25 protein-coding genes, 1 tRNA gene and 1 pseudogene are annotated in these 25,066 nt (G+C 62.0%); 11 read left to right on the forward strand and 16 right to left on the reverse strand.

Features of this window, described 5'->3' with window-relative positions:
* Positions 1-10 precede the first annotated feature (10 nt).
* The 9 genes from ACO6VD_RS03255 (at position 11) to ACO6VD_RS03295 (ending at position 13,109) form a co-directional block, all read left to right on the forward strand.
* Positions 11-958, forward strand: coding sequence for a DUF58 domain-containing protein (locus tag ACO6VD_RS03255; protein ID WP_422417016.1), 948 nt, complete (start codon positions 11-13; stop codon positions 956-958).
* On the forward strand, positions 955-1,446 hold the full coding sequence (locus tag ACO6VD_RS03260) for a DUF4381 domain-containing protein (protein ID WP_422417018.1): 492 nt from the start codon (positions 955-957) through the stop codon (positions 1,444-1,446). The genes ACO6VD_RS03255 and ACO6VD_RS03260 overlap by 4 nt, the downstream gene beginning before the upstream one ends.
* A complete protein-coding gene (locus ACO6VD_RS03265) occupies positions 1,433-2,437 on the forward strand; it encodes a vWA domain-containing protein (protein ID WP_422417019.1) in 1,005 nt (334 codons plus the stop codon). The genes ACO6VD_RS03260 and ACO6VD_RS03265 overlap by 14 nt, the downstream gene beginning before the upstream one ends.
* Positions 2,427-4,007 (forward strand): VWA domain-containing protein, encoded by a 1,581-nt coding sequence (locus ACO6VD_RS03270; protein ID WP_422417020.1) that lies wholly within the window; start codon positions 2,427-2,429, stop codon positions 4,005-4,007. The genes ACO6VD_RS03265 and ACO6VD_RS03270 overlap by 11 nt, the downstream gene beginning before the upstream one ends.
* Positions 4,004-5,305: a hypothetical protein gene (locus ACO6VD_RS03275; RefSeq protein WP_422417021.1), complete on the forward strand. Its 1,302-nt coding sequence runs from the start codon at positions 4,004-4,006 to the stop codon at positions 5,303-5,305. The genes ACO6VD_RS03270 and ACO6VD_RS03275 overlap by 4 nt, the downstream gene beginning before the upstream one ends.
* Positions 5,302-6,300, forward strand: a complete 999-nt coding sequence (locus ACO6VD_RS03280; protein ID WP_422417022.1) for an HAD family hydrolase — start codon at positions 5,302-5,304, stop codon at positions 6,298-6,300. Before ACO6VD_RS03275 ends, ACO6VD_RS03280 begins: the two co-directional genes overlap by 4 nt.
* A gap of 90 nt (positions 6,301-6,390) precedes the next feature.
* On the forward strand, positions 6,391-7,980 hold the full coding sequence (locus ACO6VD_RS03285; protein ID WP_422417023.1) for an arylsulfatase: 1,590 nt from the start codon (positions 6,391-6,393) through the stop codon (positions 7,978-7,980).
* A gap of 191 nt (positions 7,981-8,171) precedes the next feature.
* Positions 8,172-10,694, forward strand: coding sequence for a fused MFS/spermidine synthase (locus tag ACO6VD_RS03290; protein ID WP_422417024.1), 2,523 nt, complete (start codon positions 8,172-8,174; stop codon positions 10,692-10,694).
* A 66-nt stretch (positions 10,695-10,760) separates the two neighbouring features.
* Positions 10,761-13,109, forward strand: a complete 2,349-nt coding sequence (locus ACO6VD_RS03295; protein ID WP_422417025.1) for a tetratricopeptide repeat protein — start codon at positions 10,761-10,763, stop codon at positions 13,107-13,109.
* Between the two features lie 2 nt (positions 13,110-13,111).
* Here ACO6VD_RS03295 and ACO6VD_RS03300 read toward each other — a convergent pair whose 3' ends face one another.
* From ACO6VD_RS03300 to queE, 4 genes are all read right to left on the reverse strand, one after another.
* Entirely contained in the window at positions 13,112-13,798 is a 687-nt protein-coding gene (locus ACO6VD_RS03300; RefSeq protein ID WP_422417026.1) for a peptidoglycan DD-metalloendopeptidase family protein, read from the reverse strand.
* 87 nt (positions 13,799-13,885) lie between these two features.
* Positions 13,886-13,961: transfer RNA gene (locus ACO6VD_RS03305), tRNA-Lys, on the reverse strand.
* A gap of 61 nt (positions 13,962-14,022) precedes the next feature.
* Positions 14,023-14,697, reverse strand: a complete 675-nt coding sequence (queC, locus tag ACO6VD_RS03310; RefSeq protein WP_422417027.1) for a 7-cyano-7-deazaguanine synthase QueC — start codon at positions 14,695-14,697, stop codon at positions 14,023-14,025.
* A 14-nt stretch (positions 14,698-14,711) separates the two neighbouring features.
* Complete coding sequence (queE, locus tag ACO6VD_RS03315) at positions 14,712-15,359, reverse strand: 7-carboxy-7-deazaguanine synthase QueE (RefSeq protein ID WP_422417029.1); 648 nt, start codon at positions 15,357-15,359, stop codon at positions 14,712-14,714.
* A gap of 298 nt (positions 15,360-15,657) precedes the next feature.
* Between queE and ACO6VD_RS03320 the strand changes: the two genes are divergently transcribed.
* Positions 15,658-15,912 (forward strand): hypothetical protein, encoded by a 255-nt coding sequence (locus ACO6VD_RS03320; RefSeq protein WP_422417030.1) that lies wholly within the window; start codon positions 15,658-15,660, stop codon positions 15,910-15,912.
* A 33-nt stretch (positions 15,913-15,945) separates the two neighbouring features.
* Here ACO6VD_RS03320 and ACO6VD_RS03325 read toward each other — a convergent pair whose 3' ends face one another.
* The 7 genes from ACO6VD_RS03325 to ACO6VD_RS03355 form a co-directional block, all read right to left on the reverse strand.
* Complete coding sequence (locus tag ACO6VD_RS03325) at positions 15,946-16,944, reverse strand: hypothetical protein (RefSeq protein ID WP_422417031.1); 999 nt, start codon at positions 16,942-16,944, stop codon at positions 15,946-15,948.
* A gap of 60 nt (positions 16,945-17,004) precedes the next feature.
* Positions 17,005-17,280 (reverse strand): hypothetical protein, encoded by a 276-nt coding sequence (locus ACO6VD_RS03330; RefSeq protein WP_422417033.1) that lies wholly within the window; start codon positions 17,278-17,280, stop codon positions 17,005-17,007.
* Positions 17,281-17,321: 41 nt separating this feature from the next.
* Positions 17,322-17,633, reverse strand: coding sequence for a hypothetical protein (locus ACO6VD_RS03335; RefSeq protein ID WP_422417034.1), 312 nt, complete (start codon positions 17,631-17,633; stop codon positions 17,322-17,324).
* A 234-nt stretch (positions 17,634-17,867) separates the two neighbouring features.
* Complete coding sequence (locus ACO6VD_RS03340) at positions 17,868-18,248, reverse strand: hypothetical protein (RefSeq protein ID WP_422417036.1); 381 nt, start codon at positions 18,246-18,248, stop codon at positions 17,868-17,870.
* 175 nt (positions 18,249-18,423) lie between these two features.
* A complete protein-coding gene (locus tag ACO6VD_RS03345) occupies positions 18,424-18,765 on the reverse strand; it encodes a hypothetical protein (RefSeq protein WP_422417037.1) in 342 nt (113 codons plus the stop codon).
* A complete protein-coding gene (locus tag ACO6VD_RS03350) occupies positions 18,765-19,112 on the reverse strand; it encodes a hypothetical protein (protein ID WP_422417038.1) in 348 nt (115 codons plus the stop codon). Before ACO6VD_RS03350 ends, ACO6VD_RS03345 begins: the two co-directional genes overlap by 1 nt.
* Before the next feature lie 438 nt (positions 19,113-19,550).
* Entirely contained in the window at positions 19,551-20,249 is a 699-nt protein-coding gene (locus ACO6VD_RS03355) for a recombinase family protein (protein WP_422417039.1), read from the reverse strand.
* A gap of 158 nt (positions 20,250-20,407) precedes the next feature.
* Here ACO6VD_RS03355 and ACO6VD_RS03360 point away from each other — a divergent pair, with 158 nt between their 5' ends.
* Positions 20,408-20,620, forward strand: a complete 213-nt coding sequence (locus tag ACO6VD_RS03360) for a YegP family protein (protein WP_422417040.1) — start codon at positions 20,408-20,410, stop codon at positions 20,618-20,620.
* Between the two features lie 110 nt (positions 20,621-20,730).
* On the opposite strand, the gene ACO6VD_RS03365 is transcribed toward ACO6VD_RS03360, so the two are convergent.
* The 5 genes and pseudogenes from ACO6VD_RS03365 to tolB all read right to left on the reverse strand — a co-directional run bounded on the left by ACO6VD_RS03365 (position 20,731) and on the right by tolB (position 25,044).
* Positions 20,731-21,588, reverse strand: a complete 858-nt coding sequence (locus tag ACO6VD_RS03365) for a hypothetical protein (RefSeq protein WP_422417062.1) — start codon at positions 21,586-21,588, stop codon at positions 20,731-20,733.
* Positions 21,589-22,050: 462 nt separating this feature from the next.
* Positions 22,051-22,218 (reverse strand): annotated as a pseudogene (locus tag ACO6VD_RS03370) (DUF6538 domain-containing protein); the annotation flags it as partial.
* 203 nt (positions 22,219-22,421) lie between these two features.
* The gene (gene ybgF, locus ACO6VD_RS03375) at positions 22,422-23,237 is read right to left on the reverse strand and encodes a tol-pal system protein YbgF (RefSeq protein ID WP_422417041.1); all 816 of its coding nucleotides are present in this window, start codon (positions 23,235-23,237) and stop codon (positions 22,422-22,424) included.
* Positions 23,238-23,243: 6 nt separating this feature from the next.
* Positions 23,244-23,741, reverse strand: a complete 498-nt coding sequence (gene pal / locus ACO6VD_RS03380) for a peptidoglycan-associated lipoprotein Pal (protein WP_028943075.1) — start codon at positions 23,739-23,741, stop codon at positions 23,244-23,246.
* A gap of 52 nt (positions 23,742-23,793) precedes the next feature.
* Positions 23,794-25,044, reverse strand: coding sequence for a Tol-Pal system beta propeller repeat protein TolB (gene tolB, locus ACO6VD_RS03385; RefSeq protein ID WP_400173309.1), 1,251 nt, complete (start codon positions 25,042-25,044; stop codon positions 23,794-23,796).
* Positions 25,045-25,066: the final 22 nt, after the last annotated feature.

Raw genomic sequence — 25,066 nt, forward strand, 5'->3', positions numbered from 1 at the left:
GGAGCAAGCCATGCAGCTCAAGGCGCAAGCCGACGGCTTGGTGTATGTCTCATTGGCCCAGCTCATGGCCCTGGAAGCCGACGCCCAGGGCTTGAGCTTTCTCGCCCGGCAACCGCGCTCCAGCGTACTTGCCGGCAGCCATGCGTCGCGCTTGCGCGGGCGCGGCCTGAACTTCGACGAACTGCGCCGCTACCAGCCCGGCGACGACCTGCGCCACCTGGATTGCAAAGCCTCGTTACGCAGCGGCACGCCGATCGTGCGCACTTTTACCGAGGAACGTGACCGGCCGACACTGCTGGTGATCGACCAGCGCATGTCGATGTTCTTCGGCAGCCAGCGCAGTTTCAAATCCGCCGTTGCCGCGCAGCTCGCCGCTCTGGCCGCCTGGATGGCGCTCAAGGCCGGTGACCGGGTCGGTGCCCTGCTGTTCAACGACCGCACCATCGAGAGTCTTTCACCGCTGCGCAGCCGCAGCCGGGTGCAGGCCATCTGCGCCGCCACCGCGCGCCTCAATCAGGCCCTGGATGCCCAGGCGGGCGAAACGGATTCGGCGCAAACCCTGGATAACGTTTTGCGACGCTGCCTGAGCCTGGCTGCCCACGATCATCTGATCTGCATCATCAGCGACTTTGCCGGCGCCAGCGACCATACCCTGCACCAGTTGCGCCAGCTACGCGTGCACAACGACGTGATCGCTTTACAGGTCTACGATCCGCTGGCCCTGGACCTGCCGCGCAACGGTCGGGTGCTGGTCAGCCAGGGCCAGTTGCAGGTGGAACTGGCGGTGGAGCGACGCCAGGTGCACGCGCCATTGAGCGACTTTCTCAAGGGCCGCCTGCAGCAGGTCGCCGAACTGCTGCGCCGCAGCCAGGTGCCGCTGCTGATGTTCAGCACCGCCCAGACCGCCACCGAGCAACTGCGCCTGGAGCTGGGCAAGCGTCAGGGGCATCGCGCATGAAGGCCTCAGTGCCGAGCATCGACCAACTCCAGGAGCTGGCCCTGCCGCCTGCGCCCAGCTACCTGCCGCAAACCTGGGGTTGGGCGCTGCTCGCGGCCTTGCTGCTGCTCGCTCTGCTCGGTTATGGCGCATGGCGTTACTACCGCTGGCAACGGGACCGCTACCGGCGCGAGGCGCTAGTGCACCTGGCCGAACTCGAAGCCGCCATGGGTGACGATCAAACACGTCTGGCAGCCCTGCGCGAGTTACCCGAATTGCTCAAGCGCGTGGCCCTCTCAATGCCTGCCAGCCCCGCCGTCGCCACCCTGCGCGGCAGTGACTGGCAAGCCTTCCTGACCGCGCATAGCCGCGCTCCACTAACGGCGGATTTTGCCGAGCAACTGGCACGCCTGGCCTACGCCCCCGACAGCAGCTTGCGAACGGTCGACGCCAAGGCCCTGCTGCAACAGTGCAAAAACTGGGTGGAGCGCCATCATGTGGCAGTTTGACTATCCCTGGTTGCTGCTACTGCTGCCACTGCCGTGGCTTGGCTACCGATGGCTGCCACCCTACGTCGAAGCCCGCAGCGCCCTGCGCGTGCCGTTCTTCGACGCCATCAGCCGCGCCAGTGGCCAGGCGCCCGGTGTGCCCGGTAGCCGCCACAACGCCTGGCAACTGCTCCTGCACTGGCTGGTCTGGGCCTTGTTGACGGTAGCCATTGCCCGCCCGGTGCTGATCGAACCGCCACAGCAGCATGAGGAGCCGGTGCGCGACCTGATGCTGGCGATAGACATCTCGCAGTCCATGCAAACCACCGATCTCAAGGACGCCGACGGCAAGCCGCTATCGCGGATGAGTGCAGTCAAGGCGGTGGTCCAGGACTTCATTCGCCAGCGCCCCAAGGACCGGCTTGGCCTGGTGGTGTTTGGTAGCGGTGCCTACCCGCAGGCACCGCTGACCCTCGACCATGCCAGCCTGGCCCTCCTGCTGGATCAGACCGACGTCGGCATGGCCGGCCCGAATACCGCCATCGGCGATGCCATCGGCCTGAGCCTGAAGTTGCTGGAGCAGGCCAAGGAGCCGGAGAAAGTCCTGATCCTGCTCACCGACGGCAACGACACCAGCAGTGCTATCACGCCGGCGCACGCGGCTGACATGGCCGCCGCACGCGGGGTGGTGATCCATACCATCGGCATCGGCGATCCCCAGGCCGAGGCTGAAGCCAAGGTCGATCTGCAGAGCTTGCAGCAGATCGCTACGGCTACCGGCGGACGTTTCTTCCGCGCCGAAGATCGCGACAGCTTGCAGCAGGTCTATGCCACCCTCGATCAACTGACCCCGCATCAGGTCAAGACCCTCACCCACCATCCCAAGCGCGACCTGTTCTGGCTGGCACTGGGTGCCGCCTTGCTGCTGCTCGGTGGCTACCACCTGCTCGCGTTGTTGTTCTCCTATCGGCCACGCCGCACAACGCAGGAGGCAGTCGGGCATGGACATTGACCTGCAGGCCCTGCACTTTTTGCGGCCCTTGTGGCTCTGGTTGCTGTTGCCCGGGGTGCTGCTGCCACTGATCTGGCGCTACCGTCGTCGGCAACTGCGCAACTGGAGCAGCAACATTGCCCCACACCTGCTCGCCCACCTGCGCCTCGATGGCCAGGACCAGCATCACCTGCGTCCGGTCCACCTGATCAGCGCCCTGCTGATCATCGGCGCGCTGGCAGCCGCCGGTCCCAGCTGGGAGCAGGATCGCCCGGACTTTCTCGACAATCGCGCGCCCATGATTCTGGCCGTGGACCTGTCCGCTTCAATGGATGCCAGCGACATCGCTCCGAGCCGTCTGGAAGCGGCCAAGCACAAGCTGCACAACCTGATCCAGCGCCGCCAGGGCGCTGCCACCGGCCTGATCGCGTATGCCGGCAGTGCCCATCTGGTGTTGCCACCCACTCGCGACCCGGCCTTGCTCGATGGCTTTCTCCAGGCCCTGGCCAGCAACCTGATCGAGCGACCGGGCAAGAACGCTCTGGCAGTGCTGGAGCTGGCAAAGACCCTCAGTGCCGCCGAGGACAGCCCGACCACCCTGGTACTGGTCAGCGACGGCGCCGACAGTACCCAGCTGGGACAACTGGGCAAGGCTCTGGACGGTACCCGCCTGCAAGTGCTGATACTGGCCGTGGGCAATAGCGACAGCGGGTTGATCAAGGGTAGCGATGGTCAGCCCCTGACCGACAGCCAGGGACGGCCGCAATTGGGCCGCTTCGACAAGGATGGGCTCAAGCAACTGGCCGATGCCCTAGACGCACCGCTGGGCAGCCTGACCGTGAACGACGACGACCTCGACTGGATCGAGGCCCATGCTCAGGAGCATTTCCAGCGCGCCAGCCAGGACCGCCAGCCCCTGCACTGGAAAGACGCCGGTTACTGGCTGTGCTGGCCGCTGCTGCTGATCGCGTTCTTGTGCATTCGTCGCGGCTGGAGCCTGAACTGGAGCGCCTGCCTGCTGCTGGGGCTGCTGCTGCCAACGGACGGTGCGCGCGCCAATGGCCTGGTCGATGCCTTCTTCACACCTGACCAACAAGGTCGCTGGGCCTTCGAACATCATCACTACCCGGCCGCCGCCGCACACTTCACTGATCCCTACTGGAAGGGCATCGCCGCCTACAACGCCGCCGACTACGACCTGGCCCTGGCCAGCTTCGCCCAGCTCGACAGCGCCCCGGCGTACTTCTACCTGGGCAACATATACGTGCGCCGCTTCAAGTTCGACCAGGCCATTGCCGCCTACACCCAGGCACTACACCTGCAACCGCAGTTTGCCGAAGCCGAGGCCAACCTGGCGCTGGCCCGGGCGCTGCAGAAAGACTACGAGTCGGCCCAGGAGAATGCCCCCGACGTCAAAGCCGACAAGGTCGCCTATGACAAACCGGCGGGTAAAGGCCCGAGCAAGCAGGTAGAGATACCCCAGGTCGCTTCCGACGAACTGTGGCTGCAGAACCTGACCACCTCGCCTGCGGATTTTCTGCGGCGCAAATTCAGCCTGCAGGATCAGGCAGCCGTAAGGAGCGCACCATGAAGGCGCTGGTGCTCCTCCTCGCCCTGTTCAGCGCCAGCCTCCTGGCCGCCGAGCCGCAATTGCGGGTACGGGCGCAACTTTTGCCCGCTGACTCGGCGGTGGTGGGCGAGACCGTGCAGCTGCAACTGGACGTACTCACCGACACCTGGTTCACCAGCGCGCCACAGCTACCTGAACTGAACCTGCCAGGTGCACTGGTGACACCCCCGGGTGACTATTCCGAGCACTTGACCGAGCGTCTGGCCGGCACCCCGTTTTTCGGCATTCGCTATGTGTTCCAGATCACGCTGCAGCAAGCCGGCGATCTGCACATCCCCGCCCTGACGGTCAGTGCCAGTCCCGGTAATGCCCAGGCCCCGCTGAGCGCCAGTTCTCAGCCGCTGACCCTGCACGGCCAGCTACCGGCAGGCGTCGCTGCCGGCCAGCAAGTGCTGGTCGCCAGCCAGGTCAGCCTCAGCCAACAGATCAGCCCGTCCGTCACCACGCTGAAAGTCGGCGACAGCCTGACCCGCAGCGTGACCCTCAAGGCCGACGGTGCCCTGAGCCTGATGCTGCCGGTCATCCCGCTGGACGAGGTTGCCGGCCTGAGTCGCTACCTCAAGACCCCGCAAGTCACCGCGCTCGATGATGGCCGCGGGCATCCACTGGGCGGGCAGCGCATCGACAGCGCCAGCTATCGCATCGAGAAACCCGGACATTACCAATTGCCGGCCTTGCAAGTGCAGTGGTGGAGCAGCCAGGACAAGACCCTGCACAGTGCGCAGTTGCCGGCCATCAGCTTTACGGCCAGCGCCAGCCCCGCTTACCAGCCGCCGTTTTCGGTCAGCGAAGATCTGCAGCGACTCGGCCAGCAGACACGCCTGCATCTGTCCAGGCACTGGCTGACTGCAGCACTGGTGCTGACGCTGCTGGCACTTGTCAGCGTGCTGGTACGCCGCCATGGCGGGCAGTGGCAAGCGGCCTGGCAGCGTTGGCAAGCTGAGCGCAAGGCCCGTCAGCAAGCATCGGCCGCCTACGCCTGGCAACAGGTGCCCGGGCAATTGCAGCAACGCCCGGCGCAACTGACCGCCCTGTACCTGTGGTGGCGACGCAGCCAGGGTCGCTTGCGCCTGGGCAGTGGCGGTGATGAGTTGCTGCGCCAGTGCTACGGCGGCCACAGCGCCAGCGACGCCGCGCCAGAAAGCCTTATCCCGCGCTTGAACACCCTGCACCAGCAAACCACCGCGCATAGCCACGCAGCTTCCAGAACGCATTCATTGCGTCCCCTGAACCCGAAACACCACAAGGAGTCGCCATGAACCTCAACCCTCGCCAGCCGCTCTGGCTGCTGCTGTTACTGCTGCTGCACTGGCCCTTGCAGGCCGCCGAGCCCCTGCCCAGCTGGCGCGAAACAGCCCCTCGTGCAACCTTGCTCAGCTTCGTCGAGCAGGTGACGACCGAAGGTTCGAAACAGTTTGTCCCGAGTGAACAACGCATCGCGGTGTTCGACAACGACGGCACCTTGTGGAGTGAGCAACCAGCGTATTTCCAGCTGCTGTTCGCCTTCGACGAGGTCAAGCGCATGGCGCCGGATCATCCTGAATGGAAAGACCAGCAGCCCTTCAAGGCCGTGCTGGAAAACGACCAGGAAGCTCTGGCCGCCGCCGGCATGGACGGCCTGCTGAAAATCGTCGGCGCAACCCATACCGGGGTCAGCACCGAAGTGTTCATCGAGCGGACCAAAGCCTGGCTGGCCAAGGCCCGTCACCCCAAGAGCGGCAAACCCTTCACCGAGATGATCTACCAGCCGATGCATGAACTGCTCGACTACCTGCGCAGCCAGGGCTTCAAGACCTACATCGTCTCCGGGGGCGACACCGCCTTCATGCGCGCCTTCGCCGAAGAGGTCTACGGCATCCCGCCAGAGCAGGTGATCGGTTCCACCTTTATCACCCAGTACCAGATGGTCGATGGTCGGCCGTCAATCCTGCGCACGCCCAAAGTTGCCCACAACGACGATGGTCCCGGCAAGCCGGAGAGCATTGACGCGATCATCGGCAGACGACCGATCCTGGCCTTCGGCAACTCCGACGGTGACCTGCAGATGCTGCAGTGGACCGCCGCTGGCGAGGGGGCACGGTTCATGGGCCTGGTGCATCACACCGACGCTGCGCGTGAATGGGCCTATGACCGGCAATCGAAGATCGGGCGCCTGGACAAGGCCCTGGATGAGGCCAGAAGTCAGGGCTGGACCATCGTCGACATGGCTTCCGACTGGGCACGGGTGTTCCCGTTCGAGGCCACTTCGAAATGAGTTTATGCAGTGAAGCTGTCAACAGGTAACGCAGTGAGCAACTCATTGGTCGTCGCTTGACGATCTGGATCGCAAAAGGGAGCAAGTCGAATGACGGGCAATCGCAGATGGATACCAAGGCTCGCGCTGGTCGCAGCCTCCGTGCTTGGCATTACCGCAGGGGCCGTCAGTGCTGCGGACAAACCTAACATCCTGGTGATCTTCGGCGATGATATCGGCCAGACCAATATCAGTGCCTATTCGATGGGCGTGGTCGGCTACAAGACCCCGAACATCGACCGTATCGCCAAGGAAGGCATGATGTTCACCGATTACTATGCGGAGAACAGCTGCACCGCAGGCCGCTCCAGTTTCATCACCGGCCAGTCGCCGCTGCGTACCGGCCTGTCCAAGGTCGGCGCACCGGGTGCACCGGTGGGCCTGCAGGACCGCGATATCACCATTGCCCAGGCGCTCAAGTCGCTGGGTTATGCCACCGGACAGTTCGGCAAGAACCACCTCGGCGACAAGGACGAATACCTGCCGACCAAGCATGGCTTCGACGAGTTCTTTGGCAACCTCTACCACCTCAACGCCGAAGAGGAGCCCGAGCGCCCCTACTGGCCCAAGGACCCCAACGATCCCTTCGTCAAGAACTTCAGCCCGCGCGGGGTGATCCACGCCTTTGCCGATGGCAAGATCGAAGACACCGGCGCGCTGAACACCAAGCGCATGGAAACCATCGACGACGAGACCACGGCAGGCGCCCAGGCGTTCATCAAGAAGCAGGTCGAAGCCGACAAGCCGTTCTTCGTCTGGATGAACACCACGCGCATGCATGTGTTCACCCATGTGCGCGATTCGATGAAAGGGCAAAGCGGTATGCCCGGCAACGACTATGCCGACGGTATGCTCGAGCACGACGGTGACGTCGGCAAATTGCTGCAAACCCTCGATGAACTGAAAATCGCCGACAACACCATTGTCGTCTACACCACCGACAACGGCCCCAACCAGTTCTCCTGGCCAGACGCCGCTACCACTCCGTTCCGCAGTGAGAAAGACTCCAACTGGGAGGGCGCGTTCCGCGTGCCGGCGATCGTGCGCTGGCCAGGCAAGATCCAGGAAGGCACGGTTTCCAACGAGATGTTCTCCGGCCTCGACTGGTTCCCCACTCTGCTGGCCGCGGCCGGTGCACCGGACGTGAAGGACAAGCTGCTCAAAGGCTGGGCACCGACCTCGGGCGGCAAGGACTTCAAGGTTCACCTGGACGGTTTCAATCAGCTGCCTTATCTGACCGGCCAACAACCCAAGGGAGCCCGTGACGAGTTCTACTACTTCAACGACGATGGCGACCTCGTAGCCATGCGCTTCGGTGACTGGAAAGCGGTGTTCTGCGAACAACGCCGGCCTGGCGGTTTCGAAGTCTGGCAGGATCCGTTCGTATGCCTGCGGGTGCCGAAGATCTTCAACCTGCGCATGGACCCCTATGAACGCGCCGACGTGGTCTCCGACCAGTACAACGACTGGCTGGCGAAGAACGTCTACCTCACCGGCATCGCCACCATGAAGGCCAGTATGTTCCTGGAAACCTTCGTCGATTATCCGCCCAGCCAGCATCCGGCGAGCTTCAGCATCGACCAGGTGCGCAAAAGCGTCGACGCCAGGATCGAAGCGAAAATGAAACAGAACAAGCAATGATCCAGCCCTGATCGCGAGGCACCGCACTTCAACCTGCGGTGCCTCGCTCCCTCTCGAAAACACCCTGCGACCTTCTACCTTGCACATCCGGGCGGGACTGGCACCTTGCTTGGCGTTTCAGCTGCTAGGCTCAAGCACTGACAGTGCGCTATACAGCACTCTACGCAGACCCATACAAGGCCTTCGCCCCGATGCCGGTAGCCAGTACCTCCCGACGCCGCAAAGCCATCGTCAACACCAACGCCCGGACTCACACCCACCTGCCTCAGGCCGCCCTGCTGCTATTGGCTTCCGGCGCGGCGGCGTTGATATATCAGGTGCTGTGGATCAAACAGCTGTCACTGGTGGTCGGCGTCGAGGTCTATGCCATCACTGCCGGCATCAGCGCTTTTTTCGCGGGACTCGCCCTCGGCGGCCTGTGGCTGGGACGACATGCCGACCGGCTGCTACGGCCCATGCGCTTCTACGCGCTGCTGGAAGTAGCAGTGGCGGCCTGTGGTATCACCGCGACCTGGGGCCTGGGCTGGGCCGCCGGCCCTTTCGCCCGGCTTGAGAACAGCGTCGGTCTGCTGGCCTGGGCGCTGCCCTTTGCCCTGGTCGGCGTGCCCGCGTTGTTGATGGGCGGTACCTTGCCGGTACTGGTTCGTGCCGTGACCCGTGATGCCGACGACATCGGCCGCGCCGGGGGCCAGCTGTATGCTGCCAACACCGCAGGTGCCATCGTCGGTACCCTGATGGCGGCCTTCGTGCTGATTCCGCTGTTGGGGATTCGCGGCAGTGCCTGTGCCGCCGCGGTGCTCAACCTGCTGGCCGCCGCCGGGGCCTATTGGCTGGCCCGGGGCAGCAGCGCCAGCGAGCCTGCAAGCGCCCCGGCGCAACCGCGCAAAGGGACTGCCTACCTGGCGCTGCTGCTGTATGCCATGGCCGGCGGCATCGCCCTGGGCTACGAAGTGGTCTGGTCGCAGGCCATCGTTCAATTCATGAGCACCCGCACGTTTGCCTTTGCCGTGGTCCTGGCGACCTACCTCGCTGGCCTGGTGCTGGGTAGCGCACTGTATGCGCGGCGCGCCGACCAGATCCGCGATCCCTGGGGAGTGTTCGCCCTGTTGATAGGCGCTGCCGGGCTGCTGGCGCTACTGGAAATGGCCGGCCTCGGGCGCTGGCTGATCAGCCTGCAGAGTCAAGCTGAAGCGGCGGTGCTGGCCCTTGGCGGCAGCGCCCTGGCCGGAATGTGCGCACGCTTTGCAGTTGTCGCCCTGAGCATTGTGTTCTTGCCGACCACCCTGCTTGGCGCGGCCTTTCCGCTGGCCTTGCGACTGGTCAGCGAACAAGGGCACATCGGCCGTGACGTCGGCTCGGTGGTGGCGTTCAACACCCTGGGGGGCATTGTCGGGGTGATGCTCTGCGGATTCGTGCTGGTGCCACAGCTGGGATTGATACGCACCCTGGGCCTGCTCGCGGTGCTGGCGGCGCTGGTCGCCCTGCTGGCGGTGCTGCGCGGTGAACGGGTGAGCGCAGGTAAACGCCGGGCGGTGTTCGCCCTCGGCGCAGCCAGCCTGGCTCTGGCACTGCTGACACCGGTTGATCGCCTCGCCCAGTTGCTGCCCGGCGCACGCAACAGCGAGCTGGTGTTCTACCAGGAAGGCCGCGGCGGCACGGTGGCCGTAGTCGAGCAACAAAAGCGCCAGGGCAGTTTCCGCCGCCTGTACATCCAGGGTGTGTCCAACACCGGCGATGCCATGCCGTCGCTACGCTATATGCGCCTGCAAGCCCTGTTGCCCCTGCTGATTCACAATGGCGAGCCGCGCTCGGCGCTGGTCATTGGCCTGGGTACCGGGATCACTGCCGGTGCCTTGTTGCGCTATCCGGGGCTGGAACAACGGGTGGTTGCCGAATTGCTGCCCGGTGTGGTGAGCGCCTCTGCGCTGTTCCAGGGCAACTACAACGCCGCCAGTGATCCGCGCCTGCAGGTGCGCCTGCGCGATGGCCGCCGCGAGTTGCTTGGCAATCCACAGACCTATGACCTGATTACTCTTGAGCCACCACCGCCCTCGGCCGCCGGTGTGGTCAATCTGTACTCGCGTGACTTTTATCAGCTGGCTTCCAGCCGTCTCAATCACCAGGGCCTGGTCGCCCAGTGGCTACCCTTGCCGACCCAGAACGACGAAGACAGCCGCGCCCTGGTTCGCAGCTTTCTCGATGTGTTCCCGCATGCCTCGCTGTGGACCACCGAGTTCCACGAGATGCTCCTGATCGGTTCGCAGCAGCCCGTCGAGCTGGACCTTGCGCGTATCCGCCAACGCCTGCAACAGCCCGAAGTACAAAGCAGCCTGGCGCAGGTCGGCATCGATTCAGCGGCCAGCCTGCTGGCCACCTGGGTGACCGATCGCGACGGCCTGGAGCGCTATGCCGCCGATAGCGCTGCGGTGACCGATGATCAGCCGCGCATCGAGTACGCCCCCTGGGTGCGCAGTGATGAAATCACCCGCGTGCTACCGACACTTTTGGCCCTGAGCAGCCCACCTCCGCTGCTGGGTGCCGACACCTTGTTCAGTATGCAGCTGAGCGATCAGCGCCAGCGTCTGCACCGCTTTTATCAGGTTGGTCTCACGGCCTACCGGGGACAGCGTGAAGCCTGGGCCCGGCAGGTACGCGAAGTGGCCCGGGAAGACGGCCAGAACCCATACTTTCGCTGGTTTCTTGGCCTGCCTTGAACCCTTTGACGCTCTGCCCTCGCCTCACCCAAGTTGCCCTTAGTTCATCGGATCACGGAAGTCTGCATGTCCAAGCCTCACCGCAAGCGTACCGATACCCCGCCACCGGCCTCGCCCTCTCGCCGTTGGTTCTGGCCCGTGCTGGCGGGCCTGGCCCTGCTGCTGACCGTGATCGCCTGGGTACTGATCGATCAGACCGCCCCCGTCACAGCCGTGACCACCGCCCCTCCACCCTCTGTACCGGTACCGGTACCTGCGCCAGCAACGCTGGTCGATGAAGCGCAATGCCAGGGCTGTCATCAGGAGCAAAGCAAGCAATGGACAGGCTCGCATCACCAGTTGGCGATGCAGACTGCCACTGATCAGTCGGTCCTGGGCGACTTCGCCGACAAGGTGTTCAAGGGCGAAAACGAAGTCACCCGGTTCTTTCGCCAGGGTGCGGAGTTCTGGGTCAATACCGTCGGTACCGATGGCCAGAACAAGGATTTTCGTGTGGCCTACGCCTTTGGTGTCGAGCCGCTGCAGCAATACCTGATCGACACCGGCGAAGGTCACCTGCAGGCCCTCGGAGTGGCCTGGGATACCCAGAAAAAACGCTGGTTCCACCTCTATCCCGGCCAAGGTGTGGACTTCAAAGACCCTTTGCACTGGAGCAAGCCGCAGCAGAACGCCAACTTCATGTGCGTGGAGTGCCATACCACTGGCTACAAACGTAATTTCAATGCGGTGAGCGGCGCCTTCGACAGCCAATGGAACAGCCTCGGCGTTGGTTGCCAGGCCTGCCACGGCCCCGCCTCGCGCCACCTGGAGTGGGCTGCAGCCAAGCCAGCCACATCGGCCAATGCGGGCTTCAGCCGCAGCCTGGCGCCGAGCAACAACCTCAGTGAAGTCGAGACCTGCGCCCGCTGCCATGCACGCCGTGCGCCGTTGAGTGACGGCTTTCACAACGACCGCCGGTTGATGGACGACTACCTGCCCAGCCGTCTGACCCGCGAGCTGTATGCGCTCGACGGCAAGATCAAGGATGAAGTGTTCGAGTACGGCGCCTTTACCCAGAGCAAGATGTTTGCCAAAGGCGTGCGCTGCAGCAATTGCCATGACCCGCACAGCACCCAGCTCAAGGCGCCCGGGGATGGCGTGTGCCTGCAATGTCACAACCCGGCGGGCAAAAGCGCGATTGCCGGCATCGATGGCGCTGGTCTGAAAGCCAAGGATTACCAGTCCGTCGAACACCACCGGCACAGCCCCGGCCAGCCCGGCTCGCAGTGTGTGGATTGCCACATGCCGGGCAAGTTCTACATGGTCAATGACTGGCGTCATGACCACGGTTTCAGCATTCCGGCGCCGACCCAAGCGTTACAACTGGGCACACCGGATGCCTGCCTGAGCTGTCACCAATCCAGCGCTGGCCAACGCGTCGCCGAACAGTTCCGCCTCTGGTACGACAAGGACGCTGGTTCGACCTATGCCAGCAGCCTGGACCTGCTGCGCAGCGGCAAACCGGGCGCGGCGCAGGCATTGCTGGAACAGTTGCAAAGCTCCGGATTGCCGGCCATCCGCCGCGCCACTCTGCTCGCCGAGCTGGCCAACTATCCTAGCGAAAAAGCCTTCAAGGCCGCCGTCCACGACTTGAAACACAGTGACGCGCAAGTGCGCCTCAGCGCCCTGGAGGCGGTCGCGGCCCTAATGCCGGCGGAGCAACGTCAGGGCCTGCTGGCACCGCTGTTACGCGACCCGACCCTGGCCGTACGCATCGCCGCCGCCTATGCCCTGCTGCCGGCGCGCGCAACGGGACTGGGAGCGGACACATCGGCGTTCGACAAGGCCATCGGCGAATACGAAAAGGTACAGCTGAGTCTGCTCGAGCGCGCTGAAGCCAATCTCAACCTGGCCATGCTGTATCAGGCCAATGGCCGTGACGCCGATGTCGAGGCCTATTTGCGCAGCGCCATCAAGCGCGATGCCGACTTCATCCCGGCACGCGTGGCGCTGGCGCAGTGGCTCGACAGTCATGGCCGCAGCAGCGAGGCTCGCACCGAGCTTGACCAGGCATTGGCGCTGCACCCTGAAGCCGCACTGCTTCATCAAGCCAATGGCTTTGCCCTGATTCGCCAAGGACAACGCGAAGCCGCACTCAAGGCCTTGCACAAGGCCGTCCAGCTCGAGCCCGAGAACACCGCCTACGGCTATGTACTGGCGGTAGCGCTGCATGACCAGGGCCAGCCAGCAAAAGCTCGCGAGCAACTCTGGCGTAGCCTGCAACAACAACCCTACAACCGTGATGTGCGCCTGGCGCTGATCCACTACCTGCAGGAGAACCAGGAGCCGGGTAAAGCCGATGAGTTGCTTCAGGCCTTACGCCAGATCAACCCTCATGACCCGCTGCTGCAGCCAAGGCCGGTGCAGGGTGGCTGAGTTCAGCCTGCGGCAGGCAGCACACTCAACGGGTCAATCGGTTTACCGTTCTGGCGAATCTCGAAGTACAGCTGCACGCGATGGGTATCCAGATCGCCCGCTTCGGCGATCTTCTGGCCCTTGCTGACGGTTTGCCCTTCCTTGACCAGCAATTTGCTGTTGTGGCCGTAGACACTGGCATGGGACGTGCCGTGCTGGAGGATGATCAGGTTGCCATAGCCGCGGATATTGGTGGCGAATGCCACCTTGCCGCCAAGGCTGGCAAAAACCGGCTGTCCCTGGGTAGCGGCGATGCGAATGCCCTTGCTGAGCTTGTCGGCTGCGGAGTAACGGCCAATCACCGCCCCCTGCAGCGGCCACGCCCAACCGCGCAAGGTTACTTTGCTAGCCGGGGCAACGGGCTTGCTCTTGCTGGCCGTTGTGGTCGTTGTGCGCGTCGTCGTTTTCGAGCCACCAAAACGAATGGTCTGCCCCACATTCACCGCGTAAGGCGGGCTGATGCCGTTGTAGCGCGCCAGCTCCTTGAAATTCCAGCCATGGCGCGAGGCGATCGAATACAACGTGTCACCACGCTTGACCTTGTAGACGCCACTCGCAACCTTGGTGGTGGCGACACCTGAGCCGGTGGGTTGAGAACTGCATGCAGAAATCGCCAACAACATGGCGACCAGAACTAATCTGAACAACACGGCGCTTGCACCCACTGGTAAGGAAAAATGGCCGAAAACGAAAAAGCCCGCGACCTTCTCAGGACGCGGGCTCTCTCTTACAGCGTATGGTGGGTCGTGTAGGATTCGAACCTACGACCAATTGGTTAAAAGCCAACTGCTCTACCAACTGAGCTAACGACCCGTTGGATGGCGCGTATAATACTGATTTCTAACAGGAAATCAACACCCCATCGCAAAATATTTTAAAAATATCGTGTTGGGTCTGCAACGCCTGCCACTTTGAAGCCGTCGGCACGCAGGCGGCAGCTGTCGCATTTGCCGCACGCCCGGCCTTCATCGTCGGCCTGATAACAGGAAACCGTCAGGCTGTAGTCCACCCCGCGGGCCATACCGGCCTGCACGATCTGCGCCTTGCTCAGGTTCTGCAGTGGCGCCTGGATGCGGAAGCCCTGCCCTTCGACACCGGCCTTGGTAGCCAGGTTGGCCATGCGCTCGAACGCCTCGACGAACTCCGGGCGGCAATCAGGATAACCGGAATAGTCCACGGCATTGACGCCGATGAAGATATCCCGCGCTTCCAGCACCTCAGCCCAGCCCAACGCCAGGGACAGGAACACCGTATTGCGCGCAGGCACGTAAGTGACCGGGATACCCTCACTCGGCACCTCTGGCACATCGATGCTGCTGTCGGTCAGGGCCGAACCGCCGATACCGTCCAGGTTCAGGCCGATAACCTTGTGTTCGACCACACCCAGGTCACGGGCTACCCGCGCAGCGGCGTTCAGTTCGGCACGATGACGCTGGCCGTAGTCGAAGCTCATGGTGTAGCACTTGTAGCCTTCATCTTTGGCCATCGCCACCACAGTAGCCGAATCAAGGCCACCGGAAAGCAGGATAACCGCACGTTTTTCAGTCATTGCATTCACTCCTGTCAGCGTCCTGGCTCGTCGTTCCAGAGCAGCTTGTGCAACTGCATCTGAAAACGAACCGGCAAATTATCGGCCACGATCCAGTCGGCGAGGTCCGTGGCACTCACCTGATGATGACTCGGCGAAAACAGTACTTCGCCCGCACGTTGCTCAAGACCGTACTGAATGAGTTTGGACACCGCCCAGTCGTAGTCTTCACGCGAACAGATGACGAACTTGATCTGATCGTTCTGAGTCAGCAGTTCAATGTTCTCGTAGCGGTTACGGTGCACTTCTTCAGAGCCGGGGGTTTTCAGGTCAACCACCCGACTGACACGGCTATCCACCTTGGAGATATCCAGTGCGCCACTGGTCTCGAGGGAAACATCGTAGCCTGCATCGCAGAGCTGCTTGAGCAGTGGAATGGCATTGGGCTGGGCCAGCGGCTCACCACCGGTGACGCAGACATAACGCGGCCGGAAGCCTGCGACCTGCTCAAGGATCGAATCGAGGGTGCGAATGCTGCCGCCGCTGAACGCGTACTCACTGTCGCAATACTGACAGCGCAATGGGCAGCCGGTGAGACGAACGAAAACCGTGGGCAAGCCAGCGGTACGCGTTTCACCCTGCAAAGAGTAAAAAACTTCGGTAATACGTAATGTGTCTTGCATAGTCGCCACGGGCGTAACAGCTAAACAGGCTGTCCGCCTCCGTCAGGCACCGCTGAAAACCCGTCATCGCGTAGTTCTCAGCAGCGTATTTCAATAAAAGGGCAAAGATTCTAACGAAGAACCGGGCAATTAGTCCAGAAGCCTTGATTTTACTGGGTTTGAGCCGTTTGTCGGTTCGTTGCGTCACGTCCGGTGCACAGGGCTTGTGCCCCACTAGAACGGTACATGTAGGCCAAGTCGGATTGGCGAAATCTGCATTCACATATCAAACTGCCAGCACCATTAAGAGGAGATTCCCATGGAGCAGTGGCAGGTATTGTTGTGGGGCGGTATCGGCTTCCTCTTGGCTCGCTGGCAATACACGCGCAATGGCGATATTGCCGTACGCCAGCAAGCCGTGTGCGGGGTCTACTATGCCGAGCAGTTGGCAGGTCGTAACCTGGAGGACTGGGAAGTTAAAGCCATCGCCGGGGGCTACTTCTCGACACGCGGGCAATACCTGGATGCCAAGGATTCGAGCCGGTTCTTAGAAAGGCCATTCCAGCAACCATAGAGGCCAAGGCCGTGCAGGCGGGCCATCCAACAGTTAACCAATAGTCGCCGCGAAGCCGCCCAGACCACCGCCGTGCAAGACGCGGCGGCTCCGGTCCAGAGAGCTATTGCCCACCGCCGCCTCCTGGAATCGGTGAGGTGTACGGGCCAGGCGCTCGCCTACTTCCGCCTGTAACTGCTCCAATGCGGCTTGGCTCACGGCAACCAGCACACTGTGCGGCAGGACTACACGGCCACCTTGAGCATCGGCCTCACGGTAAAGGACAGCGCCACGGGTACTTAACTTCACCAGAGACGCACCAGCCCGGAATGACAGGTCAGCAGCCGATAGGCCAGCGCCAGGCAGAGTGGCTGGAATGATCTCACTACCCGCCAGCGCCACCAGCACCTCAAGGTCAGTCAGTACCAGTTCAGCGGGATCAACGCCAGCGGCAAGAAGCACCATCAGGCCCCGGCCAGCGGCCATGACAGGCAGGTCGGCGGCACCGGCGGTGTTCAGTTTCTCGCGGGCTACGAGGTCCAGCGCGGTTGCGGCCATAGTCTTGTTACCGGCGCCAGCGGCATCCCGCACCACGTCAGCGCCCAACACGCCGCGCACATGCAGAACCGCCAGCAGGTCGGCCAGCCAGGTCTGGATCGCCTCAGCCTGGCGGGCAGCGTGGGCATCGCTGGAGCGCAGGTACTCGGCCTGCTGCCCCCGGTACTGCCTCGCCTCATCGTCGTACTGAATGGCCGAGGGAAGGTCGGCCAGTGGCATGCCGGATCGTGCGGCCTGGGCAAGTACAGAGCCCAGCTCCCGCGCTACATCATCAGCGCCAGTGCGCTTGCCCTCGGCTCGGGCCGGGTCAATGAAGCGCTCAGCCATACGGCTCAGCCCGGCTTTCACATCGGCGTAGTTCTGGGGGACAGCGGGCGCGGTGAGTTCCGGCACGTCGAGGCGGCCCAGGGTAATGGCGGTGCGCAGGGCGCCTAACAGGGCTTGGGTGCGCGGCGATACGATTGCGTTGATAACTTGCTTATTGATCTTAGACATTTGTGTTCTCCGGTGCGTGTTCATGTAATTGGTTTGGATCGAGGTCGTGAATGCAGCCAGTCAGGTATTGATGCCGAGAGAGGAGCCTGGACGCTGGCGGCGAGTGGCTGCGGCATTGCCGCCTGCGATCACCTCAGCGGTGAACTGCTCGACTGTGCCGCTGCTGATAGCTGCCTGTGATTGGACGGCCTGCTGCGCCTCTCGGGCTTGGCGAAACTGATACGCCTGCATTGAGAGTTCGGTAAGGTCGGCATGAGTCAGGCCACGTTGTCGCCGGGCCATAGCCTCCGCCCTGGCAGCCTCGGTCTCAGGCGTTTCCTGCACCGACTGAATCATGCCAATCAGCTCGTGGATGCCCCCTGTATTGCTGGCCGGGATCATGCCACTGCCTCGACTGGCGAGCGCTTCCACTTGCCTCGGCGATCACCATCTTTGCCGGTGGCCTGTAACTGGGCTCGGGTGCAGAGCAACCACGCCAGTGCCTGAGCCTTCTCACCGAACGGGAATTCTTTTTGGTAAAGCACCCCGTCGCGCTGGACGTGGGCAATCCACTTTAGGCGTTTGGTCAGGGTCAAGCCGCGCACCTTGTCGTGGGACATCATGCGCAGTACGACCGCCAGAGCGTTGTGATCCAGGGTCAGCGCGGTGGCTGGATTGTCCTTGACGATGTGGGAATAACGGGCAGTCATGTTGGTTCTCCTTGGATGCCGCCCACGGCTTCGCCTACGCCAATAGAGGCGCATTGGGAAGGCTTGGGCATGGGTTTGCTAGGTTCGCGCCTGAGCGACTACAAGGCCCTGGGGGCGGGCTTGCAAGACTGGTCAGATAACGAACAATCTAGGGAAGGTGTACACGGGGGTGTACACGCGTGTACACCTGAAACACACCTAATTTCTATAAGTACTACGTACCCTAAAGAATTCTCATGCGTTCCTCAGTAGGTAGTTCGACACTGCGCTACGCCCCTGGCCAATAGCCTTGGCTATAGCTCCATAGGTGGCACCCTCAGAACGCAGGCGCTTGGCTATGTCGTGCCAGTGCTCACCTACCTGCTGGCGCAAGATGGCACGGGCGGAAGGACGCGCAGCATCCAATGCCCGGTCGTGCGCTTCGGTCATCAGATCCAGCACCTCCCCGGCGGTTGCATAGCGTCCACAGTAGCCAATAGCGTGCAGCTCTTGGGACAGCTCGCGGTGCAGAGCCTTCACCTTGCCGTGATGCCGACGCACTACAGCCTGAGCGTTCTTCGGAGTCGTGCCGGTGCGGTTGTAGTCCGCCTCTAGCTGGTCGACAAGTCGATCCATCTCCGCGCCTCGGAGGTTGGGATTCTGGCGGATCACTTGCATTAGGACAGCGACGCGGTCGAAGGGCGGGCGCTCGGTAGAGGCGGTTACTTCGGCAGCAGCTTGGCCTTGCTGTTTTAGTCGTTCGAGATTAGTGGTCATGGTTCCTCCGGTCGAAAGCTCCAGGCCGTCGGTATCAGGTTGCGGGGTCGGCTAGGCCGTACTCAGCAAGAAGCGCTGTGCGGTCGGCGGGATCGGTTTGAATCGGGAGTGCAGAGGTTGCAGATTTGGCGAGGGGCTGTCGCTTAGCGTCAAACTCTGCACGCAGCTTGGCCAGCTCGTTGGCACTGTCACCCTCACGGGCTGCCTTCGCGGCCTCTATGAGCTTGAGCAGGGAGACCGAGGCGCTAATGGTCGCGGCATCGACAGGGTAGCCCTGCTCCTTCGCGTCCTTGTAACGCTGTTGGGTGCCGTCGATAGTCGCTGCCAGTAGCTCCAGGCCGAGCCGGTCGAGATTTATTTTGCGAGGTCGGGCCATCAGGGCTTACCCCGCCGGGCGCCTTGGAGCACGATCAGCAGAGTCGTCTCGGCGCGGGCCGACTGGCGAACCTGCTCGGACGACAGGTTGATTGCCCAGGTACGATGCTGCGTGCCTAGCAGGTATTCACGCACGTTGGTTCCACTGATATTTCGGACCAGAAGACCGGCCTCATCGCGTAGCCATTGCACAGCGCGCAGGAGGCTGGACGCTGGGAGGTCGGGTAGATGCTTGCGCAAGACAGCGGTCGTAACCGGTGCATTCTGGTACTGCAAACGTCGCATTACCTCGACAATGCGGGCAGCAGCCAATGGCTTGCGGCCACGCCGCTTGTAAAGATCGGACACGGTGAATCCTCCTTATCAGGATACAAGTCACGTTATTAAAAAAGGGGAACGCCTTGCGTGGCGTGGGATACAAAGATGCTGCTATCGAACCTATCCAAGAAGACGACGAGTGCCGTTCGGTATCTCAGATATCGCCAAAGGTGGGTTCGTATGCCCAGACCGTTGCATGGCCGGGCGGACAGCGATGATGTTCAGTGCTGAGGGTAAAAAGCACGGCGCCCACTTAGGGTGGCAGACGCCGTGAACACGTAGGTACCGGACAGAACCAGCAGCAAAGCCAGGTGGATATCCCTGCTGCTATTGTATGTGACAGTTCTCCAGGAATAGCCAAAGACCCATGGCGCAAGGGCTGGCGGGCAGGTAGCCCAGACAAGGCCTGGAACGGCTCTCGGCGCGGAGCCAGCACAGATCAGGCCGGGAGTGCAGAGCCAGGCTAGATCAGGGGAAGGCAATGCCCTGACGCTCTAACAGCCGCTTCACCTGCATCGGGTTGAACGATGCGCCACGCGCAGTCCGATGCCCTTGATCGTTGAGCCACGAGGCCATAGCAGCCAGCGTCCGGCAGCCATCGAACATCCCGGCCTTGATATGTGAGGCCATGCTATCGGCCCAACGGTCCGCCTTCGCCTTTACTGCATCCACAGCAGCGGCCTGTCCCGCTACCTGCCCTACTGCGCGCCCCTTTGAGCGTCGTTCGACTTTCGCCAGCGCCTCTGTATCTCCGCCCTCGGCACGTGCCTTGAGGGACGCCAGAGCGGCCTTGGTACGCTGACTGATAAACGTGCGCTCTTGCTCGGCTAGGGCCGCGTAGAGATGGAGTTGCAAGGTATCTGCGTTGGGCATGGTGGCGACACGGAACTCAGCCCGCTTCATCATCCCAGAGATATGCTCTACGTCGCGGCTCAGGCGGTCCAGCTTGGCCACCACCACCGGCAGACCGTGACCAAACGCCTTGGCCCCCTCCGGGCGCTCCAGGGGATGCACGGTGCCGCTGACACCTGCCTCGGTATACTCGGCTACCACTTCCCACCCTGCCTGCTGCGCGGCGGTCTGGATGTACTCCCGCTGAGCCTCCAGCCCCAGCCCAGAGCGCCCTTGCTTCTCGGTCGATACTCGGTAATAGGCGACGACTTGCATGCTGCTGACTCCTTGCTGGGTGGCTTGGGGTCGAGCATAACAATCTGTTGTCGTTCGTCAAGGGCTTGTTAAACGCTCGCCATTGACTAGCGTCAGTAGACAGGTGCCACATCTAATTGCTAGCGTCACCACTCCTATCCGCAAATGGAGAGTCACTGATGGCCGAGGTTGCGTACTTCTATGTTTACAAGGATGCAGCAAAGGAATGGCGCTGGAAGTTTGTAGCAAAGAACTCAAAGACCATCGCCGTTAGCTCTGAGAGCTACCACAACCTAACCGATTGCGAGCACTCCATCAGCTTGCTCAAGGGGCAAGGCCCTACCGCCCCGGTCGTCGGAGACGATGAGTTCAAACGACTCCGCGCCAAGTAGCGGCGAGGGCTTATGGCGCATAGCGCTGTCAAAACCCTTGCTATACATGCCCTACGGGGGAGTTTGGCCTTGATCGGGTCAGACTCCCGCCGCGCACGATTGCAACGAATTTAGGCCGGAGGACTTTCAAGCAACTGGCGCACCTTGCCCAGCAGTTCCCGTTGAGCAGTCAAAGCCGACTTGCCACCGTAGATGCTGGTCATGCTCTGTTTCCCAACGTGCCCAAGGATTGCCCCGGCCTGCTGCTCAGTGGCCCCAGCATGACGCATCAGGTCAGCCACGGTGTGCCGGACACCGTACAAGGTGTAACCAGCAGGCAAACGACGGCCAAGTAGGTCATGCAACCGGCGTACCCGCTGCTCCGTCCTACGACCCGGGTCGGCTGGCTCTCCCCTCTCGGCCAATACCAGCCTGAATAGCCGAGCATCATCCTCATGCACGGGTAGGTCACGGCGGCTAGCGTCGGTCTTCCTGCCGGACAGCCCCGCCTGGAACACCAGCTCCTTGCCGCCCATGATGTCCTCTCGCACCACCAATGCTCCCGGCCCCTCTCTCAACAACTCGGACGGGCGCAAACCGTATCGAGCCAGGATGAGCAGCGCTGCGCAGTCGGCTTCCGGTGCGGTATTGCACATGTTCTGGATACACGCACGGAGCATCGCCACAGGGATCGGCTGGCGGGCCTCCTTCCTGGCACCAGCGCCGGAACGAATGGTCTTGGCAGTGGCGTCCAGCTTGGGCAGTTTGATCCCCTCCCAACCCGGCATGCAGCGAAGCACAGCCAGAATTGCATTGGTGCTGGTATTAAGAGACGACGCTTTCATGCCCTCGGCAAGGCGCCGCTGGCCATAGTCGAGGATGCTTTGCACTTGCTCCGCTGGGGTGGCTGGCCATCGAAGGGCGTCCCGGCACAGCGTCTGAACCTGCTGACCACGTCGAGGCGTAGCCTGGGCCAGGTATTTGTCCAAGGTTCGCTGAAACTCGTCGGCCGTGGTCTGCCCATGCCGCGCCCGTTGTGCAGGAATTGTAGACGCAGGTTGCTCTGAAACAGGCGCAGCAGGCGCCAAAGCAGGCACGCCCTGGGTGTTGGTGGCTTGGCCCAGCGCAGGTATCTCCCCACGTCCCAACGCCTCCAAGGACCGGTATACAGCCATCGCTTCCAGAGGGCTGTATTTAGTTGCATCTGGATGCTGGCCCTTTGAAACAGCTAGCCAAGCCTCCTTTCGCCATTCCAGTTCGGCAGCCCAGGTAGGAGTCAACCGCTGGCTTGGCTCAACCGCCTCAATGACCGACCGGGTAGCCTGTTCTACAACAGCCTGTAGGCGCTCTAGGATCGCGTCTGCCGTCACCCTCTGAGAAGGTGCGCCAGGGGCCGGTTGCCCTCCCGCACTGCCTGCCGATGCGGTATGGCCCATTGCTTCGGCACAGGTACGGTCGAAGTCCACGGACACCACTCGGGCAAGCTGTAATGCCTCCTTACGGTCGCTGGTGCCGAGGGCCTTTCGGAACTCGGTTCGGCCCACAATGCTGGCAACTTCCACAGGGAAGCGGCGGCGGTAGATGAACCGTCCGTCTCGTTTCATCAGATGATCCGACATGGCGCAACTCCTGGCAGCGGGTCACGTGCACCGGGCATGCGCCCAGGTGGAATGGCCCTCTAAATGGCTGTTGTGCCCCAGTCAACCCAGGGCTGAAAGGCCCGCAGAATGGGGCCTGCGCCATTATTCGGCAAGGAGTTTGTGCACCATCCCTCTAACGAAAAAACCCGCGACTGGCGCGGGTTTCTTTTGAAACAGCTGACTTAGAGCTTCTGCAGGTCGCGCTGGGCCAGTTGTGCAGCAGAGGTACCCGGGTACTGGGTAATCACTTGCTGCAGAATGCCTTTGACCCGGTCGGTGTGACCCAGGCGGCGTTCTACGTCGGCCAGCTTGTACAACGAATCCGGCACTTTGTTGTGCTTGGGATACAGCTGGCTGACCTTGGCGAAGGCTTGCCCTGCGGCTTGCAGGTCACCTTTGGCCAGGTTCACCTCACCCAGCCAGTACTGGGCATTGCCGGCGTACTGACTGTTGGGGTATTTGCGCAGGAAGGCGTTGAACGCCTGACTGGCCTTGTCGAAATCCTTGGCTTTGATCAGGTCAAAAGCAGCGTCGTAATAGAGCTTCTCTTTGGCCGGATCGCCAGGTTCGCCACTGGCTGCTGGTGGTTGCGCGGCGGCAGCACCTGCAGCGGCGCCGGCGGCGGCTTCGCCACCGGCTGGAGAATTCTGTGGAGCCTCGGCAGGAGCACCGGTTCCAATACGCCGATCCAGGTCCTGATAACGCTCCAGGCTTTCCTGTTTCATGCGCGCAACATCGTTTTGCAGCTCTTCGATGATGCCTTGTTGACGCGACAGCTGATCCTGCATCTGCTGCAGTTGCATGAACAGCTGACCCTGCGCCGAGGCAGGGGCCGTAACCCCTCCCCCGGCGTAGGCGCCGTTCGTACCATAACCCGATGGCGGATAGCTGCTTGCGCCACTATAGCCAGCGTTGTCATCAACAACAGGAACCTCAGCCCAAGCCACGAGGGGCAGGCTGAGCGCCAGGACGGTTACAGCACGACGGCACATTCGCATATCGAATTACTTACGCAGTTCGACGCGACGGTTTTGAGCCCAGGACTGCTCGTCGTTGCCGGTGGCAACTGGACGCTCTTCGCCGTAGGAAACCAGTTCCAGTTGGGCAGGAGAAACGCCTTGCAGTACCAGGTAGCGTTGAACGGCTTTCGCACGACGCTCGCCCAGAGCCATGTTGTATTCGCGAGTACCACGCTCGTCGGTGTTACCTTCCAGCACGACGCGAGCGCCGTTGCCTTTCAGGTCCTTGGCATGAACGTCCAGAGCGCGCATGGCTTCTGGCTTCAGGTCCGAGCTGTCGTATTCGAAGTAGAAGGTGGTGATTGCGCGCAGAGCAGCTTCTTCGCTCAGGCTGCCGTCAACAGCGCCAGTGTTGGCACCGTAGCCAGCGTTAGGGTCAACAGCGCCTTGACCAGCGTCGTCGCCGCCTTTCGAAGAGCAACCTACAGCTACGGCCATGGCCAGAGCCAGCGCAGCAAACTTACCAAACTTCAGCATTTCCATCGTGAAACTCCTAATGAACCCCAATGTGTTAAGTACAACGTAAAGCGCCGCGTCAGTTCAGGTAAGGGGACCAGGACGGTTCTCTGACTTCGCCTTGAGCGGTAGGAAGCGGGAGCCTCACGCGTCCGTTGAGAGAGACGAGCATCAAGACTCCCCGGCCCTGCTGGCGGGTGGCGTAGATTAGCATGGTGCCGTTGGGCGCAACAGTAGGAGACTCATCAAGACTTGTTTCTGAGAGAATCTTTACACTACCGCGTTGCAAATCTTGTGCAGCCACCTTGAAGTTGGTGAAACCTTGTTGACGATGAATCATCACCAGGGTCTTTTCATCCGCCGAAAGTTTAGGGTTGGCGTTGTAGTTACCAACAAAAGTTACACGCTCGGCACCACCACCAGAAACATTGGTTTTATAGATCTGAGGCTTGCCACCACGGTCGGAAGTGAAATAGATGGTCGAGCCATCTTTACCCCAGAACGGTTCGGTGTTGATACCAGGACCGGCAGTAACGCGCGACAGTTGGCGCGAGCCCATGTTCATCACATAGATGTCAGGGTTGCCGTCCTTGGACAGCACGAATGCCAGGCGCGAACCATCCGGCGACCAGGCAGGTGCACCGTTGAGGCCTTCGAAGTTGGTGATCTGCTCACGACGGCCAGTGTCGATGTGTTGAACGAAGATGCGCGGACGCTTCTGCTCGAACGACACATAGGCAATGCGCTTGCCATCCGGGGCAAAACGTGGAGACAGGATCGGCTCACGCGATTGCAGCAGGGTCACTGCACGGGCACCGTCATAGTCCGAACGCTGCAGGGTGTAGCGGGTGTTGTTGGTGGAAAAGCGCTCAGCCGTTACGTACAGCATACGGGTAGAGAACGCACCCTTGATGCCGGTGAGTTTCTCGAACGACTGGTCGGCAATGTAATGCGACATGTCACGCAGCTGGTCGACGCCGCCGGAGACGCTGCCGGTCAGCACTTGCTGCTCGGTGGCGACGTTGAACAGGGCGTACTGCACCTGCAGGCGACCGCCGGCTGGCACGATGCTACCGACCATGACGTACTGGGCACCCAGGGCTTTCCAGTCACGGAAGATCACTTCGCTGGCCTGGCTTGGCTGGCCGATCATGTTCTGCCGTGGGATCGGCGAGTAATAACCGGAGTTGCGCAGGTCATTACCGATAATGTCGGCCATGTCCTCGGGCAACACGCTACCGCCCTGCACACCGAAAGGTACGACGGCGATAGGCGTGGCACGATCACTTCCGCTGGTGACCAGAATGTTCTTTTCTTCTGCCACGGCCATCCCTGCTGCGCAGCAGAGAACG

Source organism: Pseudomonas sp. GZD-222 (assembly GCF_049310525.1).
In the GTDB taxonomy this organism is placed as follows: Bacteria; Pseudomonadota; Gammaproteobacteria; order Pseudomonadales; family Pseudomonadaceae; genus Aquipseudomonas.